Here is an 18,574-nt window from a genome sequence, read left to right as displayed (position 1 = left end):
GGTTCGTCGTGAACTGGCAAAGCGCACTTACTAAGAGAACGGTTTTAGTGGGATAGCTCGTGCTGCTGATGAACCTGTTGCTGCACTGCGCGGGCAGGCTTGGCCTGCTGCTGAGGTCCTCGAGCCTTCGCGGCGGCTACAGCCTGGTGCGGGTGAGTACCGAGGGACTGGTCGTTGAGCTTGGCCGCGTGTGCGGTTTCTGAATCGTAGTGAGCCTCGTAGTAGGCGGCACGCTCACCGCGGGCTTCAGCCTGATCCCACTCATGACCAGCCTGAGCATGAGCCTGCTCTGACTGGTTCTCGTACTCTTGGGCTTCAGCCGGGTCGTTAGAGTCGAGTTCCTTCTGACGCTCAGAATCGGAGAGGTTCTCCCGTTCTTCAGCTTGCTCCTCGGCCTGGTGCTGTTCGTAGCGTTCTTCCCAGCCGTGTTCCTTCAGGTATGCAAGGTAGTCGGCGAGGGTGAAGCCGTATTCGTTCCGTAGCTTATCGTCGAGGTAGTGGTAGGCTGCGGCGGCATCAGCGCGGTAGGGTGCTTCCTGATCTGCTGCGGTGGCCCATTCGGCAAGGTCTCGGCTGGTTGCAGTAGCCCACCATGATTCTTCCCAGAGCCGCGCATACGGAGATGCAGGAATCTGTGTATCTGCATTTACAGATTCCTGGTTTTCTGCACGGGCGACCCGCTGCTTATGGTTCTGCAATGCCTGACGAATCTGCTGGGCAATGGCCTGCAGTTCACGGGAAAGCTCCTGCTCAACATCAGTGCTGTGGTTGTCGAAGGGGTGAATGTTCATCATTGACCTCACGGGGTATCGGTGCTTTCTTCCAGATTAACAGAGCATCGTCTCGTGTGCTGTTGAGAACGACGAAGGGGCATGGGGGTGAGAAATCCAGTAGTGGATTTCTCACCCCCATGCCCCTTTATTAGAGCTCGACGCCTCGCTCTGGGGGTTTCTGCGATAGAATCATACAGCTAGGATAAAACGATGGACCACCGCCCGAGGGTACAGGGGTGAAGGTGTTGAGGGGTCTGCTGGGGGATACCGGCCGAACTTAATGCTCCTAGTTTAAGGCACCTGATGAGGGTGCCTTTTTTGTTGCTTTCTTACCCCTCTAAGATAATCGTGAGAGCATTATTTGGGGTCTGTTCAGCCATTCTAACTCCGCCTTAACCTATTTCAATCCTTATTGGACGGGGTTCAACCTTGACCAGAAGCCTGCACTGTTGTTGCTACTTCAGAGGCGGCTGCAGACGCTAAAGAAACAGACCAATATTTAGAGGGGGACGCACACTGTGCGTCCCCCTCTAACGTTATTACTAAAGTTCCATTCCCTTATGAGTCTTCGGACGAACTGCAGAAGGTGCCGGTGGCTGTTTCGGATGAGGGTCTGTTCCTTTTCGGGCGTGTGTCCTCATGCCAATCTGGCTTACCCTCAAAGCCGCCAGAGTTTCCTCATCCGCATCAGGTTCAGGCGCACGCTCAGCACGGGCTTCCTGCACCTTCTGCTCTACCGGTGAGAGCGGCTTCGGCTGCTGCTCCGGCTCAGTAACCTTCTGGTCCTTTGGATGCTTTTGCTGGTTCTTGGCGCGTTCTGCCAGACGGGTCACCTTGGTATTACTCGCGCCGAAGTGAACGCACTACTGCGCGCAGCAAACTCCGAGCCCAAACCCTAGAAAGAAGTGAGCGGTTCCAACATAAGCCGTATGATGGAACCACTCACGCTACGTTAGAAAAGCTGGGTCTGCCCTTCCATGACCATTCCTCGACCAAAACGGTCTACTTCGTCCTGTCGGTAACCATACCTTAAAAACACGCAAAGGTGGGGTGCTCAAGATATATGTCTTGAGCACCCCACCTTCTTTAGTCTCCGAGTCCTTGACCGGATTCGCGGTTTAAGCCGTGGTTGATATTGCGGTTAGGTGTCTGGGGTGTCTGCTGCTGATTCGCTCCAGTAGGCCCAGTGAAGCCATTCATAATCTGCCGGTAAATCTGCTGCGACTTTTCATCCTCAGCATCGAGTTGGGTCTCATGTGAGGTTTCGCGTGGTGTTGCAATCGCCTCGAACACTTGATACAGCTCTTCAGGATGCAGCTCTGTGGACCCCCTATCTGGCCCACTAAACATTGACCGCTGGTTCCAGACTTCTTTACTAACACGACCGTAGTCGAGCTGGAAGTTGCTCATCTCTGCCACGTGTTGCATGAAAATCTTATTAGTTCTGCCGTTACCCTCACGGAAGCAATGGGCGTAGTTTAGGTTTGCGAATACCTCAGAGGCGGCTTCAGCAAATTCTCTCCGGTTGAGACTCCCCCACTCCGTTGCCTGAATTTTACGGGTTGCCTGATTCAGGTAGTGGTCAATACCCCCATTCTTCGCATCTGCAAAGATGGTCATATTCTTACTCATATTGACGGTACGGTACTCCCCCGCCCAGTCATAAACTTCCTGAAAGAGGTACCCATGAATTGCTTTGAGGTGCTCGGCATCATAGGTGTGAGCGATAAGCCCTGGATCCCTCTTCAGCTTCTTCGCAAAAAATGCTGTCGAGTTGTACTCGAACAGGCTGAGGGCGATAGTATTATCTATCCCTGGGATATTGCGCATCACGTCATTATGCGGTGGCGGGAAGAAGTATGAATCCCATTCCGATTGATTGCTCATTACTTTTCTTCCTGCCGCGCAAGAGCCTCCTGGAGAGCGAGGGCCTCCTCCAGAATCTGCTTCCGGAACTCATCATCGCTGATACGCCCTAATTCATGGTCAATGAAGCGGGCTACTTCCTTGCGACTGAAGTCATATCCTTCAAGCCAGGAAGAGATGAGAGGTTCAACAACGTTTTGGTACTGCTCTTCGTTGAGCTGCGCGAATAGCTCAGGGTAACGCTCAGGAAGGTCAAAGTACTCGGCCATGAGTAGTTCTCCTTAAATATCGGTGGTGTATCGCGGGGTTATTCCAAATCTATCAGAATGACCCTACGGGTATTTTTCGAATAAGTCAGTTACGCTTTCGCGCACGATGTACTGCAGCTTCAAGCAACTTGGCATGGCGCGATATACTGCGCCTACCACCTGGCCCTCTCCCCTTGAGGCGGAAATATGGATATACAGAAATCTGTATATGAAGATTTCAATATTTCTTTATTTCTGTACAGATTTAGTCCTTGTCAAGACATAACTGAAAGGGGCGAGCGAATCGCAATGATTCGCTCGCCCCTTTCAGTTAGGTGCTAGGCGTTAGAGATCTTGCGGCGGACAGACCACACACCAGCGGCTCCGGTGAGAATCAGCATGAAACCGCCAATTGCGATCCCGCCAGTCTCGGCACTAATACCGGTGTAAGCCAACTCGTCGCGGGCGGTAGCCGGCGCCGTGGATTGAGCAGACGGCACCGAAGTGGGGGATTTCGCATCTGCAGCAGGCTGAGCTGATGATCCCTTCTTACTCTTGGGGGTCTTGGAGCCCGGTGCTTGCGGAGCGATGCCCACCTCGTCACTACCGGTTACCTCGTGGTCTCCAGTATCTGAGGTTGCACGGGAGTGTGCCTGGGCATCCTCGGGGGCGATGGGCACCTCGGTACTGACTACCTCTGAGTTATCGGGTGTCTCGTTATCCACAGTGTCCGCAGGTGCTTTCTGACTCGGCTCGGGGGTAGGTGCGATGACGACTTCAACCTCGCCTGGGGTTTCAGTAGCCTCGGGTGCCGGAGTTGAAGGCTCAGGCTCCGGTTCGATAACGGGTGCGGTGTCGTCAGCCGGCTGGTGGCCGGCAGGGGTTTCATCGTGCTCGCTACGGGCCGGTTCAGGCTCAGGTGCAATGGGCACATCGGTGTTCCCCGGGGTTTCAGGTGCCGGGGTAGTAGGTTCAGGGGAGGGGTTGATGGGCACGTCGGTATTGCCCGGCGTTTCGGGAACCTCATGGGTGGGTTCGGTGCTGGGCGCGATAACAACTTCCACTTCACCCGAAGCTGCTTCGCTCGGAGCGGGGGTCTCTTCACGAGGTTCAGAGTGGTCCGCTTCCGTAGCAGGTGCCTCAGCCTCGGCGGGCGCTTCCGCTTCGGGGGTTGAACCTTCCTGCTGTGCAGTATCAGCGGATGCTTCTGCAGGCGCTTCCTGGGCAGGTTCTTCGGCGGGTGCTTCCGCTTCGGCAGGGGATGCGGTGACGAACTCGGGCGTAGTAGCAGGCTGGGTGGCTGCGTTACCGGCACCGTTTTTGGTGATGAGGGCAACGGTCAGGTCGCGGGTCTGGTCGCGGTTGGGCTGGCCATTATCACGGATGGTGATGGAACCGCTCTGGGTGGGTGTTTCTGCTGCGGTCGCTGCGGTGCAGCTAATGGCGCCTGCTGCGGCTGTGAGGGTGAGGGAAGTGATGAGGGCCTTGCGGTACACTTTTTACTCCTCTTGATTAAGGGTTGATGACGATGCTGTGTTGGTCGGGGCTGACGGTTACGCGGTGTCCGTCTGCGGTTGTGCCAAGAACTGGGGTGTCGGTGGAGGCGATATAGCCGCTGGAGGTTGCATCACCAGTGGTTCCGTCACCGAATTCGAGGCTGAATCCTCCGGCGGGTCGGCTTGTGACCTTGGTTGGCATGGCCGGTAGGGCGTAGGACCCCTCGGTGGTGAGGTGATGGACTTGGTCTCCTGCGATGGCGATGGTGCCGGTGCCGTCAATCTTCACGCTGTCGGCTGCTCCGGTGATGTCGATGGTGCGGCTGACGCTGTCAGATTCTGGGGCTTGGAGGGCAAGGATGTCTTGCCCGGCGGGGGTGTGCCAGAGGGTGACGACCTCACCGTTGGCGGTGGCTCCTACCCAGCGAGTGAAGGTTGCTCCTTCGGTGGGGGTTACTAGGGGGTGCGCTCCGGTTTCGGCACCGTTGGCAGTTGCGGTGATGATGGTGCCGTTACCGCGGGTGGATGCCCAGATGCCGTTGCCTTTAGAGGTGGCGATGAAGGCTGCGCCTTCAGCGGGGGAGCGGTACCGTTCGGTTCCGTTAACGCTGATTTTTTGGACGCTTCCGGGGGTGGGGTCATTGCGGGAGATGATGACGGATTCCCCAGCGCGGGTGATGATGGTTTGCGCCTTGGTGGTAATGGTGTTGATGTTGGAGAATTTTCCGCCGGACCACATGAAGTAGCTACCGGGTGCGGTGTAGAGGAATCCGTCACCGGTGGGGTGGATGGTCAGCCCTGCAGCTTCAATCTTGTTTTTGGTGAGGTCGGTCTGGCTGACGAGGGTGCCTTTGGAGGCATCGACAACGTAGAGGGTCGATCCGTCAATGTAAGAGATACGCTGGCCATCGCCACTGAGGGCGCCGGTGGTGTAGGTTCCATTGTCGAGGGTGATGGTGACTCCGGCTGGGGTGGTGGCCACTGAGGTGGTTGTAGGGTGGTTGAGGGCATTGACGACTGCGAATGCTCCGCCGCCGAGTCCTAGTGCTAGGAGGGCTGCGGCGGGGATGAGGATTGCTTTGCGTCGCCAGAAGGACGGCTTTTCAACTTCCTCGGTCACAGTTTGGAGAGTAGGCTCGCCTTCTGGAGTGAGGGTGTAGTAGCTAGTCTTGGTACCTTCTTGGACATAGATTTTGACGTCGCGGCCGAGGGTTTGGGCGAGGTGGGCGCAGTGGTTCCACACCTGTCCCAGGGCCTCTTCAGTGGTTACGTCCTGAAAGGTGCGGGGGGCGTGGTCTTGGATTTCAAGTTGGATGAGGCCGTCAGCTGAGACGGTCGCGTCGATGCGGGGGTAGTCGAGAGCGTCCATATTCTAGTTCTTGTTCTTGGCCTTGCTGTTGACGAAGGTGTTGTAGGCCTGGGGCTCGAGGATGTGGGAGGCCTTCCACTTGTTGGGTCGCTCAGCGGTGCGGTGAAGGCGTACGTAGTAGGCGGGGCTAATTCCTCCATCAACCTTCACATGGACGGTGAGCCAGTAGGGGTTATCTCCTCCGGGAATCTTAAGGGTGGGGTCATCAACAAGTTCTGCACTTGTGACGTTCCCTTTTAGAAGGTCAACGCGCAAATTTTGGTTGTACTGATTCTGGAGTTCGGCATCGATGAGGGGGAAGAGATCTGCAGACCACTCCTTGTAAGGTTTGCCACTGGTGTATGCGGTGACGATTGCTTTTGCAGCGTCGATTGCTCGAGCACGGTCCTCGTCGGTGATGGTGTTGAGAGTAGGGACGCTGGAGGGTTGCTGGCGGCCGCCGCCGGTTCCTGCTAGGGGTGAGGGGTCGAGGCTCACAGTCGGGGTTGCAGTGGTGGGGTTTACCTCGGTGACGGTGGGAGTCTGCGTTGCGGTGCTGGGTGCAGGTGCGGGCGCAGTGGTAGTGCTAGGGGTGGCGGGTGAGCCGGTGGGGGCGGTGTTGTCGGTGGATGCGGAGCAGCCGGTAGCGAGCAGGGCGAGGGTTGCGGTAAGCGCGGTGAGTTTGCGGGTCATGGTGCTTCCTTTCTTAGTGGCTGGGGATGTAGAGGTATGCACTCGGGCGATCAACTGGTACGACTCGGGTGTAGTACTGGTGGTCATTGGGAGCGTAGTCTCCGTTGTAGCCTTCTTCGACGATTGTGCCGTCATCGCGGATTTCTTTCACTATGGCAACGTGTCCATATGAGCTGGCTCCGCCGACGCCAGAGTTGTAATAGACGACGGCGCCAATGACGGGTTTATCTCCAATTTCCCAGCCCTGGGCAATCCAGTACCCTCGCCACTCGGCGGCGTTGCCGGGAGAGTGGAAGGTGATGTTGTCGGCATTGCCACCGGTTTGTTGGACGACACGCCATGCTGCGAAGGCTACACATTCACCGGGGAACGCGTTGGTGGGATCGGTTACTTCAGGGCAATAAGTGTAGTCGTCGGAGCAGTGGGGGAGATGTTTCCAGGGGTAGTCGTCGCCTGATTTATCTGTATTTCCAGATTTCTGGTTTTCTGCATTTGAAGATTTCTGGTTTTTGTTATCCTTGCATTTTCCTTTACTGGATGCCTTTTTATCGTTCTTCCCTGTCGATGCTGAGGCGGAAGCACTGCCAGTGGATTCAGGAGTTGCGTTATTGGCAGCAGCATTGCTCAGTGAGGGCTGCTCGGCGCCTGTAGGGTAGTCGTCGATACCAAGGTCCTTGATGAGGGTCTGGTACTGAGGCCAGTAGTCGCGGATAGCCGGGGCGTAGTGGATATTTTCTGGGTCGTTGTACCCGCCACTTTGGGAGATGACAGCACCAGGGCCGGCGTTGTATGCGCGGAGGACGTTATCGACTTCATTTCCTTCGACACCTGCGTTGCGGAGGGTGGTTTTGAGGTACGCCATGTATCGACCCATGGCCTTGATTGCGGCGCGGGGGTCGGTGGGCTCTTCCCCGTTTCCGAAGGAGGCCCAGGTGTCAGGGATAAATTGAGAAAGTCCGATGGCACCGGCTTCAGAAACAGCGTTGGGGTTCCAGCCGGATTCTTGCTGAATAGTGGCTGCCAGAAGGGAGATGGGGAAGCCGCTGAGGCGGGAGGCTTCTTGGAGTTCTGGAAGGTAAGTCTTGATGGTGTCACCTCGGTCACCGATATTGGTGACGGGGGCGGGGTCTGGTGCAGAAACGGCGTTTTGGCCGGTTTTTGCTTTGCCGGTGGTGCAAGCATCCGCGCTTGACCCACCGATAACGAGAACTAACGAGAGAATGAGTCCGAAGATGAAGATGATAGGTAGGGAGACCACTAGGGCACTTTTTTGCATGGCTTTTTGGCTCCTGGTGTTGGAAGGGTATGTGTGGTTGGTGTGAGTGATGTTGTGTGCCCTGGGGCCGCCCCTGGGGGTGGCCTCGCATCTCATTTTAACAGGGGGTGTGGGGGTTTTACAGCTGGCTGGTCATATCTGTATATGCGTTATTTAAAACTTTATCCCCGCTCATTCGGGGAACATACCCGCACTATATCCAACAGCGCCGTCAGCGCAGGCTCATCCCCGCTCGCGCGGGGACCAGGCGTGACAATAGGGTGTTGTATCGAATGGCAATCTAAAGTCAGGTTAACCACCACCCCTAACACATTAAGGGCTATTTTTGCGCGCGCGGGAAATATTTTTATGTGATGTGCACCATGTGGATAACTTGGTTTTGGGGTGGGTCAATTACCCGCGATACTGGGATGAAAGGTGTACGCCCCTGGGATGAAAGGTGTACACAAGTGGCGAATGGGTCCGCTATTCATCACTAGCTACGGCACACGGTGTCGAGGCATGAGGCTCTATACGGTGGACTAGTGACAATGCGTGGCACGTACATCAGGTGCGTGTGCTATGGTAATCGCTGATACCGGTAATATTTTTTACTCCCAGCGCTGGGGGTTACACACACCTACAACCACGAGGAGGCGCGAGATGCTCGCTGCTGCAAATTCCTTTTTCCTGAACGCTGCTGTGCTGGCTGGCCCGGTTGATCCGGGTGCTGGCGAGGCACCTCCCGGCTCTGACGGCGTTACCACCATCGTTAAGTGGATTGCGTGGATCGTCTTCGCCTTGGCTGTTATCGGTGTGCTGGTGACTGCTGGTGCGATGATGATTAACAACCGCCGCGGTCAGGGCGGCGAGCACGCTGCCAGCCTCGGTTGGGTGTTCGGTGGCTGTATCCTGGCCTCCGCAGCCAGCGGTCTGGTCGGCATGTTCATGGGCTAAAAGCCCTGCACGGGGTGCGCTCACGCACCCCGTGACCCTTTTAATCTCAAGCGAGACCCGTCGCTGGGTCTCCTATCCCCCCATTACCCACTATCACTCACTCAAGCTCTTCCCCACACTGGGTAGGGCTATCTGGTGTACCCCGAAATCCGGGGTGATGAGACATGGAGAGACATCATGGAGAAAAAGTCTGGCGTGACCATTCCCCGCTGGGGTATCGGCATTATCGCCGGTGTTGGTGTGCTGCTGGTTCTGATACTGATTGTGCTGATTCCACGTGGCGGCTCGAGCTCGTCAGCATCGAGTGGCTCTAGTGCATCAGCGGGTTCCGGGCAGCAGTTGACTCATGCCACGTCATCTCTTGCGGCTGGCTCTTGTGGTGCTGGTGCCTCGGATGATGAGTCTGTGATGGACGCTGCCCCGAAGGGCACTAAGTGGGTAACCACCGATTCAGGATGGACTGGTCCTGTATCGAAGACCGCTGGTCCCATTGTAGACTCGCCGATTCGTGGTTGCTTTGAACATTCAACTGAAGGCGCGCTGTATGCGGCAGCCTGGACTCTGCTGCAAATCAGCGATCCTGCAGTCTCCAAGCAGGCTTATGCGCAGTATGTTGTCAATGGCCCCGCATGGGAAGCACCGGCTGGGAATGACGCAAAATTTCAGATTGCAGGCTACCAGATTGTGTCTTCCAGTCCCGATCGTGTCACCGTACGCATCGCGATGACTCTAACCGAGCTGGGGACCGATTGGTATAGCGCTGATGTAACGATGGTGTGGCAGGACGGTGACTGGCGCATGCGCGTACCGGATAGCGCCTCGAAGAATCCTCTTTCCATGACTCAGGTTAGTGATACCGGTAAATTTATTCGCTGGGGCACTGTCTAATGTGTCTGGTCATCTTTCCTACATGTTGGGCTGAAAATGCCGCAAAATCTGCAAGCAAGGGTTTCCTAGATCAGATTGCTGATAATACAGGCGCTGCAATGGCGTCTACACTAGAGACGCTAGGTAGCTTCTGGGTTGCCGTCCCGACTATTCCGCTGGGTGATACTCAGGGTAACGCCTCCGACCCTGTGGCGTTTCTGCAGGGTCACACATGGTGGATATGGTCCACATTAATGGTTTTTAGCGTTCTTTACGCAGCAGGCCAGATGATATGGAGTCGAAAAGGGCAACCACTCATGGAGCTTGTGGCGGCGCTGATACGTTCACTCCTTGCCTCCTCGGCAGGGCTTGGAGCCGTGGTTATCCTCCTGCAGGTCGGTGACAGCTACTCGGTATGGATTCTAGATAAATCTATCGAAGGTGGATTTACTGAGGGTCTTAAGCAGCTAATGTCTGCGCCTCGTGCTGATGGGCTCCAGATTTTTATTATTGTCGCAGGCATCATTGCAATGTTGGTGTCCCTCGTTCAAATCTGTCTACTAATTGTCCGCTCGGCGCTCTCTGTGCTGCTAGCAGGTACACTGCCTCTTGCATACTCTGCGACCAATACCCAGTGGGGTAAGCAATGGTCTCAGAAGCACGCTTCATGGCTTATCGCTTTTGTCCTTTATAAGCCTGTCGCGGCAACAATCTACGCCGCTGCTTTCAAAGTCACTGGTAGCGCGCTGACTGGCAAGCTGGAGGGTGTAGCTGAATCAATCGTCGGCCTCATGAGTGGCCTCGTCCTCATGGTCGCAGCCCTCTTCGCTCTACCCGCTATGATGCGCCTCATTGTGCCCGCAGTCGGTGCCGCCTCGGCAGGCGGCGCAATGTTCGCTGGTGCAGCTGTTGGTAGCGCAGCATCCGGTGCGGTCAATATGGGATCGCGTATGGCCGCTAAGGGTGGTAGCTCAGGTGGCGGTGGCGCTGCTGGTGCAAGTGGTGCTGGTGGCGCTGGTGGTGGTGCATCCGGTGCCGCAGCTGCTAAGGGCGCTGGTACGGCTGCCGCTGGTGCGGCCACTGGTGGAGCTGCTCTGGCTCTGATGGCTGTTGGAGCAGCCGCGAAGAAGGGTACTCAAGCTGTGCAGGCTGCTGTCCATGATGCTGCTGGTGAGCAGCCTCCGCAGGGTGGTTCAAGCTCTCATACGCCCGCTCCCTCTCAGGGCGGTGGTGCTCGTGGCGGTGGATCCGGCGGCTCAGCAAAGCCGAATCCGCAGCCTAAGTCGCCGCAGCCCGAGCAGAAGAAGCCGGAGGGAGGATCGAGTGGCGCACGTTGATACTGAGTATGTTGAACCCACATACGGTAACTGGAGGCTCCCCCAACGTGCCGGTATTGGTAGACTCTCCGGCCTTGCCACTGCTCTGCTGTTTGTCACCATTATCATCACCATCTTCGTCATGCGTCTGGCCGGTATTATCCCCGGCCTCATCATTGGCGTTATCCTCGCGCTTTTCCTGGGCTCCTTCGCGCTGAAGGACAAGCACGGGTACACGCTCATGGAGCGCCTCTCCGAAAGGCTTATTTTCATGTTCGCTCGCTTCCGGAAGCTCAATATCTTCCGCTCGGGTCCGCTCGGCGCTACCCCCACGAATGAGTTCCGCCTGCCCGGTGTGGCTTCCTCTGCGGTGACCTATGAGGGTACCGACAGTGTGGGGCGTCCCTTTGCGCTGATTCACATGCCTGCCGTTAGTATCTTCTCCGTCTCTCTGGCGGTTGAGCCTGACGGTGCGGCCATGGTCGACCAGGCCGATATTGACCAGTGGGTCGCCAACTGGGGCGGCTTTTTGGCTGAGTTGGGCCGTGAGGTCGGTCTGGTAGGTGCCTCGGTGACCGTGGAAACTTCCCCCGGTTCAGGTATCCGTCTGCGCCGTGAGATTGAGTCGTCCATGTCCAATACAGCATCCCCGATTGCTTCGCAGATGCTGGCGGAGGCGGCTCAAACCTACCCGTCGGGTGTCTCTGAGACCCGTGCGTGGGTGACTTTGAGCTTCTCGGCGGCGGCTCGTGCGGGTATGCGTCGCCGTACCCCGGATGAGATGCTCCGTGACCTCTCCTCCAAGGTTGTCTTCTGGTGCTCGCACCTGGAAGCTACCGGTGCGGGTGTGGCCACCCCGATGGTGGCTGGTGATATTGGTCAGATTGTGCGTACTGCGTATGATCCAGCCGTATCTCGCTTGCTGGATGAGGCCGCCTATGTGGGCGAGAGTCCGGAGATTGACCTGTCCTCTGCTGGCCCGAGTACCGCGGTGGTGGAATGGAGTCATTATCGGCATGATTCAGGCCTGTCTGTGTGCTGGACGATGAGTGAAGCTCCGCGAGGTGCCGTGTTCTCGAACGTGTTTGCGCGTCTTTTGGAGCCGCACGCGATGATTGGTCGTAAGCGTGTGACGATGCTGTATCGTCCGGTGGATTCAGCGTTGACCGCGGCGATGGTTGAGCAGGATCAGAACACTGCCCGTACCCGTTTGACCTCGACTCGTAATGGCTCGGCCCGTCTGTCGGCTGAGCTGGAGGCGGCTAATGCGACGGCGGCTGATGAGGCGCGTGGTGCTGGTTTGACCTATGTGGGTCTGGTAGTGTGCGCGACGGTTGAGACTCCTGCAGAGATGGCTGATGCGGTCGCCGTGGTGGAGCAGGAGCTTGCTCCGTCGAGTCGCATCATGTTGCGCCGTGCGTGGGGTGCTCATGATGCGGTGTTTGCTGCGACGTTGCCGTTGGGTGTGGTGTTGGGTCGCCATACGGTTCTGCCGGAATCGGTGAAGTCGGCGTTGTAGCCCTGTGATATTGCGTAGACCTGGGGATTTGTTGATGCAGATTCCCAGGTCTCTGCAAATCAGCATTTCTGCATATCTGCTTTTCTGTTTTTCTGTATGGAGGTTCTGATGAGTCGTCGTCGAGTCGTCACCTATAACGCCGCCGAGGCTGACCAGCCGGAAGCTCCGCGCCGAGCTGGCCTCTTCTCGTCTATTAAGTCGATTTTCGTCTCGTCTACTGAAGCGCACTCGGGTGCCTATGGCCGCTCCCGCGGGTACATGATTCCCGGTGGCGGTGCCTCGCACCTGTTTGAGTCTCCTCGCGAGTGGCGTGGTTCTACCCGTCAGGTGTGCGGCATGTGGCCGTTTGCGGCAGGCTCGTCCACCCCGTTCTCTGGCGCGCCCATGGGTATCGATATTGATACGAATGCGCCGGTTGGTTGTGACCCGATTGCCTGGTTTGTGGACGGCATTATTAATAACCCGTCGGTGTTTATCTTGGGTCTTCCCGGCTACGGCAAGAGCACATTCGTCCGTCATATGCTGTTGGGTATGAACGGCCGAGGTATTGTTCCGTTGATTCCCGGTGACCTCAAGCCTGACTATGTGGATGAAATTACCGCGATGGGCGGCCAGGTCATTCAGCTGGCCCCCGGTCGTGGTCACTTGAACATTCTGGACCCGGGCGAGTTGAGCTCTATCGCTGATTCGCTCCCCCCGAAGACTCGTGAGCGTCTGATGGTGGACGCTCATTCGCGTAAGCTGCAGATGCTTTCTGCGCTGATTTCGATTCTACGTAAGGGTCATATCACTCCGCATGAGGAGACGATTCTGGATGCTGCTTTGACGTATCTGGAGGAGCATCATGAGGGTGTGCCCGTGGTGCAGGATCTGCTGGATGTGATTGTGGCTCGCCCGCAGGCGCTGCAGGATGTGGCGCTGGACCGTGGTGATGAGGGTCGCTATAGGGACGCGACGGATGCGTTGGTGTCCTCGCTCATGTCTCTAAATGGTCAGGGCCGCTTTGGCGATATGTTCTCTAAGCCGACCACGGCACGTTTGGCGATGGACCGCCCGGCGGTGTTCGACATTAGCCAGATTTCTGATATTCACCGTGACGTGCAGGCTGCTGCTCTGCTGGCGTGCTGGTCCACGACGTTCGCGTCGGTGGAAATTGCGCACACGCTGGCGGATGAGGGGCTGGCGCCGCGTCGTAACTATTTCGTGGTCCTCGATGAGCTTTGGCGTGCGCTGCGTGCGGGCGCGGACATGGTGGACCGTATTGACTCGCTGACTCGTCTGAATCGTCGTGATGGTGTGGGCCAGGCGATGATTACGCACACGATGAGTGACTTGGATGCGTTGGCTACTGAGTCTGAGCGTGAGAAGGCACGTGGTTTTGTCGAGCGCTCTGGTCTGGTGATTACTGGTGCGTTGCCGCAGTCTGAGATGGCGAAGCTGCGTCGTGTGATGCCTCTGAGTCAGGCGGAATCGGCGCGTCTGGTGTCTTGGGCTGATCCTGGTTCGTGGTCGCGTCTCGCTCAGAATCGTTCGGCGCATGGTGCGCCCCGTCAGGCTCCTGGTGTTGGTAAGTTCATGGTGAAGGTGGGTGGACGCCCTGGTATTAGTGTGATGGTGCGTCTGACTCAGGTCGAAATTGATATGAACAACACCAACAAGCGCTGGGGTAACTCGGATGGTTCGGTGCATGTGGCTAGCGGCAATGAGGTGACGAACGCACTGGTGGGTATGCCTACGGGTAGCGCTGGCACATACGGAAATACGGAAATACGGGAATCTGTATATGAGGATTTCGGTATTTCTGTACAGTCTTCTGGCTTGTCAGAGACCTATGCGCAGCAGGAACCTGAGCAGCCGCCGGTACGTTTCTCCTCAACGACCACAGCACCGGCCCCCACCCCGCAGCACAATCAGACCCCTACTGAGTCTGCGCACCTGATTCCGAGCCCGGAAGGATACGGTTACTATGAGCACTCCGCATAAGCGCGGCTTCAACACTGAAGCGTTCGTCATCTGGGGCATTATCGCCCTCATCCTGGTTGCCGGCATTATCTTCTACTCCGGCTACGCGGTCGGTGCCGCCCTGACTGGCCAGAGCGTTACCGTGTGGAACCCGGTTGCTGCCATGATCGGCGTGATTCGTGGAACCGCTCCCTGGTCTATGGCTTCCACGGTGGTCTCTATCGTGGTAGCTGTTCTGCTGCTGGGCGGTGCGGTCGGTCTGTGGTGGCGCAAGCTGGCGAACAGCACCCCGTCAACGCGTGTGGATAAGGCCGGGTCAATGATGGGCTCTGGCGCTGATATTGCGTTCATGCGTGAGAAGGCGGCGTTGAATGATGCCCGCCGTCTGGGTGTGGATTCGCCGGGTCTTCCGATTGCCAAGACCCTCTCAGGCCAGATGCTGTATTCCGGTTGGGAGAACGTGTGCGTGGACATTTGGGGTCCTCGTACCGGTAAGACCACCTCGCGTGCTATCCCCGGCATCCTGGCAGCCCCCGGCGCGGTGCTGGTCACCTCAAATAAGCGTGACGTGGTGGATGCTACCCGTGGTGTGCGTGAGCAGGTCGGCGATGTGTGGATCTTTGACCCGCAGGCTGTGGCTGCTCACCCGGCAACCTGGTGGTGGAACCCGCTCTCCTATGTGACCGATGAGGTGAAGGCACAGAATTTGGCGGAGCATTTCGCCTCTGGTTCGCGTGAGGAAGGCGCCCGCACGGATGCGTTCTTCGACTCTGCTGCGAAGGATCTGCTGGCGGCATTCTTGCTGGCGGCCGCTAAGGACGGTCAGCCCATTACCCGTGTGTATCGTTGGCTGACTCGTGAGACTGATGATGAGGCGGTCGGAATTCTTAAGGATGCCGGTTACCCGCAGATTGCGCAGAACGTGGACGGCATTATCTCTGCTCCTGATAAGCAGCGTGGCGGCGTGTTCGGTGTGGCTCGTCAGATGGCGAACTGCTTGACGTCGGCGGCGGTGCTTAAGTGGGTGACCCCGCCGGAAGAGGGCGAGGTCCGCGAAGAGTTTAACGCCCGCGATTTCGTGCGTGGTCGTAATACCCTGTTCCTTTTGTCGAAGGAGGGTGCTGGTACTGCTGGCCCGCTGGTGACTGCTTTGACGGTTGCGGTGGTTGAGGCTGCTGAAGAGCTGGCGGTCGCGCTGGGTGGACGTTTGCGTTTGCCGATGGTGGCGATGCTGGATGAGGCGGCGAACGTGTGCCGTTGGCGCGAATTGCCGAATCTTTACTCGCACTATGGCTCGCGCGGTATCGTAATCTGCACGATTCTGCAGTCCTGGTCTCAGGGCGTGGTGGTCTGGGGCCGTGAGGGTATGCGTAAGCTCTGGAGCGCGGCAAATATTAAGGTCTACGGTGGCGGTGTCTCTGAGACCGAGTTCCTGGGCGAGTTGAGCCAGCTAATCGGTGATTACGTGTACTCGAATGTTTCGGTCTCGAGTAGCCGCCAGTCGGGTTCATCCCGTAGCGTCGATAATGACCGTAAGGACAAGATCCTGGACGTGTCTGATTTGGCGGCGCTTCCTCGTGGTCGTGCGGTGGTCTTTGCTTCTGGTGCGCCTGCGACGATGGTGCAGACGATTCCGTGGTACACCGGTCCGGATGCTGCGGCGGTGAAGGCGTCACTGGCTAAGTATGACCCGGCGCAGCAGCTGGCGAATGGGGGTGCGTAGCGCATGGGCGAGAACGAAGTTCAGCAGGAGCAGGGTCCTGCAACGATTTTCCCGAATGCGGGCGAGTTTGTGCATTCCTGGTTGCTGCAGGTGATGAACCGCAAGGTCAATAGCAGGGACACGTTCTGGTGTGCCCAGTGGTGGAAGCATCCGGAGGCGGTGTGCCGTTTGACGGCGTTGTGGCTGTCCTGGGAGGCGGCACGTGAGGACCCGACGGGTCTTTCGGCGTGGTGGCGTGACCACATGGATTACCACATGTCGGTGTTGATGTCCTCGACTGGCCCGTTTAGGTACTGTGAGGATGGGGAGCATAACGCGTCGCGGTATTCTCGTGAGGCATTCCCGATTCAGGACCCGCCGCGGGGAGTCTTTGATTTGCTGAGTTGACTGTATGAAGGGGGCTCACGACAGTTTTGTCGTGGGCCCCCCTCTTCATTGTGCATATTCTCTTTGGGTTAGAGTTCGACTCCGCCGTGGGACTGGTTCACCTGCGGGCGGTGTACTTGCTGCTGTGCAGCCGCCTGCTGAACTTGCTCCGGCTTAACAGGAGTTTTGGTTCCTGTTCCCTTCCGGAGCATGGCTAAGAGTTCGAGGCTTTCCTTGGTTTCAGGGTCCATTGGCTCAGATGAGGTAGCTACTTCGGCGTCGAACTTTTCGGCTTGTCCTTCGGTGAGGTAGCCTCGACCAACGGCAAGTTCGAATTCCTTTTCGGCGGGCATGGGGGTTCCCATAGCCTCGTCTTTTGCATTGCGGTAGGCAATATTTTTACGTTCAGACTTTTCATCGGGGCCTGCTGAGACTTGGTCCCCGCGGGCTTCGGCGGCACGGTAGGTGGCTTCAACTTCGGTGCGGGTGCCTGGTGTTCCTGCTTCTCGGTAGGTGTTTTCATCGTATAGCCTCTTATAGGGTGAAGGCTGATTGAGGGGCCGAACATTGAGAGTTTTAAGTTCGGTTTGTACATGTGAGTCAAGGAAACGTGCCTTGATTTTAGAATTATCGAGCCATGAAAGATTAGTCGCATTGACAAGATGGCGGGAAGCCCAGGCGAGAAGATCTGCGCCCCAGAGGAGCGGCTCGTCAGTAGGCTGGGCAAAAATTTTGGTAATGGGCGGGATAATGCCTGCTTTTTCGAGTCGATTAAGCGTGTCTATATCCTTTTGATTCTCGTCTTTACCTTTCTGCTTCTTACCCGTACTGTTCTCCTTGCTATCTGAGACTTTTTCGAAGACAAAGGTAGTGGTAGGCGGATCAGCATGGGTGAGGTGCGTGGTTAGAGCAGTGATAGCTTCCGCTCGGGCAGCATCACGGAGCCTTAGCCGCTCGTCAGGGTCATCGGTATAGGGGATGTTGAAATTGAGTGTGACAATGTTCTGGCCATCTTTGGTGTTGCGGCCCAGGGTATCGAGCATGGGACGGATGTTTTTCTGGACGAGCCAGGGGGAATTTCTGAGGTGGGGTTCGGCGTCTTTCTTCTGCCTTTTCCTAGCTGTATTGTTGGCCGCGTCAGTGGTGTGCCAGTAGTTAATGCCTCCGAAAGACGAAGCGAAGTCTTCGCGGAACTTGGCGATGTCGTCGGCTTCGACAACAACTGCTGCGATGGAGTAGTAGCCAGGATGTAATTTTCCATCTTTACCATAGGACGGCTCGACAAAGGTTTCATCAACGAAAGCAACGCGTTCTGCATCAGAGTGCCTCTGAAGCTCCTGGTTGTATTCGTTTTGCGAGCCCTTTTTAAGGATAAAAGGACTTAAAAGTCGGTTTATAGACATAGATGCTCTTTTCGGAAGTATGGTGACTATGTTAAAATGGTAGTGCATCAAAAACTTGAAACTAGCACTAGCGGCCCTGAGCTGCTAGGTTGGCCGGATGGGCCCTGAGGGTTTGTAGGTGGCGGAATATATAGAAACCACTAGGCTGCCCGACTGGGCTTTTGCATATAAGGCACCCGCAAGGGTGCCTTTTCTTTTGCCGCAGTCGTGACCGAACCTCCAGCAACAGAACCTCACAAATGTTAAACTGGTAGGGCATCAAAAACCGGAAGGCGGCACTAGCGACCTCAAGTTGCTAGGTTGGATGGAAGGGCCCTAATGGAATAGCAGTGTGGTGAAATATATAGAAACCCTTGAGCGTCCAGATGGGCTTTTGCACATAAGGCACCCGAAAGGGTGCCTTTTCCATTTCCACAGTCATGACCAAACCTCCAGCCACAGAACCTCACAAATGCTAAACTGATAGAGGTGCATCAAAAACTTGAAACTGGCTCCATAGCATACGCTTTGGACCTGGCCGGATGGGCCCTGAGGGTTTGCAGTTGGTGAAATATATAGAAGCCATTGGCTGCCCAACTGGGCTTTTGCACCAAGGCACCCCCCACGGGGTGCCTTTTCTTTTTCCGCAGTCATGACCGGCTCACGGGCTACCGGGTTTTAGGAATGTTAGACTGGTAGTGCATCAAAAACTTGAAGCCAGCACTAGCGGCCCTGAGCTGCTAGGTTGGATGGATGGGCCCTGAGGATTTGCAGGTGGTGAAATATACAGAAGCCACCACGCT

At 56.6% G+C, this 18,574-nt stretch carries 15 protein-coding genes; 7 read left to right on the top strand and 8 right to left on the bottom strand.

The window, feature by feature from the left end; all coding sequences use genetic code 11:
* Positions 1 to 44 precede the first annotated feature (44 nt).
* From HMPREF2630_RS00160 to HMPREF2630_RS00130, 7 genes are all read right to left on the bottom strand, one after another.
* Entirely contained in the window at positions 45 to 794 is a 750-nt protein-coding gene (locus HMPREF2630_RS00160) for a hypothetical protein (RefSeq protein WP_070482785.1), read from the bottom strand.
* Between the two features lie 1,065 nt (positions 795 to 1,859).
* Positions 1,860 to 2,660, bottom strand: coding sequence for a Fic/DOC family protein (locus tag HMPREF2630_RS00155; RefSeq protein ID WP_065425459.1), 801 nt, complete (start codon positions 2,658 to 2,660; stop codon positions 1,860 to 1,862).
* Complete coding sequence (locus HMPREF2630_RS00150) at positions 2,660 to 2,908, bottom strand: hypothetical protein (RefSeq protein WP_049343336.1); 249 nt, start codon at positions 2,906 to 2,908, stop codon at positions 2,660 to 2,662. Before HMPREF2630_RS00150 ends, HMPREF2630_RS00155 begins: the two co-directional genes overlap by 1 nt.
* Positions 2,909 to 3,225: 317 nt before the next feature.
* Positions 3,226 to 4,383: a hypothetical protein gene (locus HMPREF2630_RS00145; protein ID WP_049343335.1), complete on the bottom strand. Its 1,158-nt coding sequence runs from the start codon at positions 4,381 to 4,383 to the stop codon at positions 3,226 to 3,228.
* 16 nt (positions 4,384 to 4,399) lie between these two features.
* Positions 4,400 to 5,752 (bottom strand): hypothetical protein, encoded by a 1,353-nt coding sequence (locus HMPREF2630_RS00140; RefSeq protein WP_070482782.1) that lies wholly within the window; start codon positions 5,750 to 5,752, stop codon positions 4,400 to 4,402.
* Positions 5,753 to 5,755: 3 nt separating this feature from the next.
* Positions 5,756 to 6,424, bottom strand: coding sequence for a carbonic anhydrase (locus tag HMPREF2630_RS09405; RefSeq protein ID WP_070482779.1), 669 nt, complete (start codon positions 6,422 to 6,424; stop codon positions 5,756 to 5,758).
* Between the two features lie 13 nt (positions 6,425 to 6,437).
* Positions 6,438 to 7,682 (bottom strand): transglycosylase SLT domain-containing protein, encoded by a 1,245-nt coding sequence (locus HMPREF2630_RS00130; protein WP_168162469.1) that lies wholly within the window; start codon positions 7,680 to 7,682, stop codon positions 6,438 to 6,440.
* 660 nt (positions 7,683 to 8,342) lie between these two features.
* Between HMPREF2630_RS00130 and HMPREF2630_RS00125 the strand changes: the two genes are divergently transcribed.
* From HMPREF2630_RS00125 to HMPREF2630_RS00095, 7 genes are all read left to right on the top strand, one after another.
* A complete protein-coding gene (locus HMPREF2630_RS00125; RefSeq protein WP_049333533.1) occupies positions 8,343 to 8,636 on the top strand; it encodes a hypothetical protein in 294 nt (97 codons plus the stop codon).
* A gap of 177 nt (positions 8,637 to 8,813) precedes the next feature.
* Positions 8,814 to 9,524 carry a DUF8175 domain-containg protein gene (locus HMPREF2630_RS00120; RefSeq protein ID WP_049343331.1) on the top strand — a complete coding sequence of 237 codons (711 nt, stop codon included), beginning with the start codon at positions 8,814 to 8,816 and terminating at the stop codon, positions 9,522 to 9,524.
* A 770-nt stretch (positions 9,525 to 10,294) separates the two neighbouring features.
* A complete protein-coding gene (locus HMPREF2630_RS09030) occupies positions 10,295 to 10,840 on the top strand; it encodes a hypothetical protein (protein WP_143131568.1) in 546 nt (181 codons plus the stop codon).
* Positions 10,827 to 12,338, top strand: coding sequence for an SCO6880 family protein (locus HMPREF2630_RS00110; protein ID WP_049343329.1), 1,512 nt, complete (start codon positions 10,827 to 10,829; stop codon positions 12,336 to 12,338). Before HMPREF2630_RS09030 ends, HMPREF2630_RS00110 begins: the two co-directional genes overlap by 14 nt.
* 108 nt (positions 12,339 to 12,446) lie before the next feature.
* Positions 12,447 to 14,321, top strand: coding sequence for a hypothetical protein (locus HMPREF2630_RS00105; protein WP_053090106.1), 1,875 nt, complete (start codon positions 12,447 to 12,449; stop codon positions 14,319 to 14,321).
* Positions 14,305 to 16,023, top strand: a complete 1,719-nt coding sequence (locus tag HMPREF2630_RS00100; protein WP_070482774.1) for a type IV secretory system conjugative DNA transfer family protein — start codon at positions 14,305 to 14,307, stop codon at positions 16,021 to 16,023. Before HMPREF2630_RS00105 ends, HMPREF2630_RS00100 begins: the two co-directional genes overlap by 17 nt.
* Before the next feature lie 3 nt (positions 16,024 to 16,026).
* Entirely contained in the window at positions 16,027 to 16,410 is a 384-nt protein-coding gene (locus HMPREF2630_RS00095) for a DUF4913 domain-containing protein (protein ID WP_053088755.1), read from the top strand.
* Positions 16,411 to 16,478: 68 nt separating this feature from the next.
* Here the strand turns inward: HMPREF2630_RS00095 and HMPREF2630_RS00090 are convergent, their stop codons facing one another.
* Positions 16,479 to 17,792 carry a hypothetical protein gene (locus HMPREF2630_RS00090; RefSeq protein WP_049343327.1) on the bottom strand — a complete coding sequence of 438 codons (1,314 nt, stop codon included), beginning with the start codon at positions 17,790 to 17,792 and terminating at the stop codon, positions 16,479 to 16,481.
* Positions 17,793 to 18,574: the final 782 nt, after the last annotated feature.

The sequence above is a fragment of the Rothia sp. HMSC072B03 genome (assembly GCF_001809565.1).
Lineage (GTDB): Bacteria > Actinomycetota > Actinomycetes > Actinomycetales > Micrococcaceae > Rothia > Rothia mucilaginosa_A.
This window is presented reverse-complemented; position numbering and strand designations above follow the sequence as displayed.

What these genes read in the sequence shown, in the direction of transcription:
- HMPREF2630_RS00160 (WP_070482785.1), bottom strand. Translation starts at nt 794, where the DNA reads ATGATGAACATTCACCCCTTCGACAACCACAGCACTGATGTTGAGCAG.
- HMPREF2630_RS00155 (WP_065425459.1), bottom strand. Translation starts at nt 2,660, where the DNA reads ATGAGCAATCAATCGGAATGGGATTCATACTTCTTCCCGCCACCGCAT.
- HMPREF2630_RS00150 (WP_049343336.1), bottom strand. Translation starts at nt 2,908, where the DNA reads ATGGCCGAGTACTTTGACCTTCCTGAGCGTTACCCTGAGCTATTCGCG.
- HMPREF2630_RS00140 (WP_070482782.1), bottom strand. Translation starts at nt 5,752, where the DNA reads ATGGACGCTCTCGACTACCCCCGCATCGACGCGACCGTCTCAGCTGAC.
- HMPREF2630_RS09405 (WP_070482779.1), bottom strand. Translation starts at nt 6,424, where the DNA reads ATGACCCGCAAACTCACCGCGCTTACCGCAACCCTCGCCCTGCTCGCT.
- HMPREF2630_RS00125 (WP_049333533.1), top strand. Translation starts at nt 8,343, where the DNA reads ATGCTCGCTGCTGCAAATTCCTTTTTCCTGAACGCTGCTGTGCTGGCT.
- HMPREF2630_RS00120 (WP_049343331.1), top strand. Translation starts at nt 8,814, where the DNA reads ATGGAGAAAAAGTCTGGCGTGACCATTCCCCGCTGGGGTATCGGCATT.
- HMPREF2630_RS09030 (WP_143131568.1), top strand. Translation starts at nt 10,295, where the DNA reads ATGAGTGGCCTCGTCCTCATGGTCGCAGCCCTCTTCGCTCTACCCGCT.
- HMPREF2630_RS00105 (WP_053090106.1), top strand. Translation starts at nt 12,447, where the DNA reads ATGAGTCGTCGTCGAGTCGTCACCTATAACGCCGCCGAGGCTGACCAG.
- HMPREF2630_RS00100 (WP_070482774.1), top strand. Translation starts at nt 14,305, where the DNA reads ATGAGCACTCCGCATAAGCGCGGCTTCAACACTGAAGCGTTCGTCATC.
- HMPREF2630_RS00095 (WP_053088755.1), top strand. Translation starts at nt 16,027, where the DNA reads ATGGGCGAGAACGAAGTTCAGCAGGAGCAGGGTCCTGCAACGATTTTC.
- HMPREF2630_RS00090 (WP_049343327.1), bottom strand. Translation starts at nt 17,792, where the DNA reads ATGTCTATAAACCGACTTTTAAGTCCTTTTATCCTTAAAAAGGGCTCG.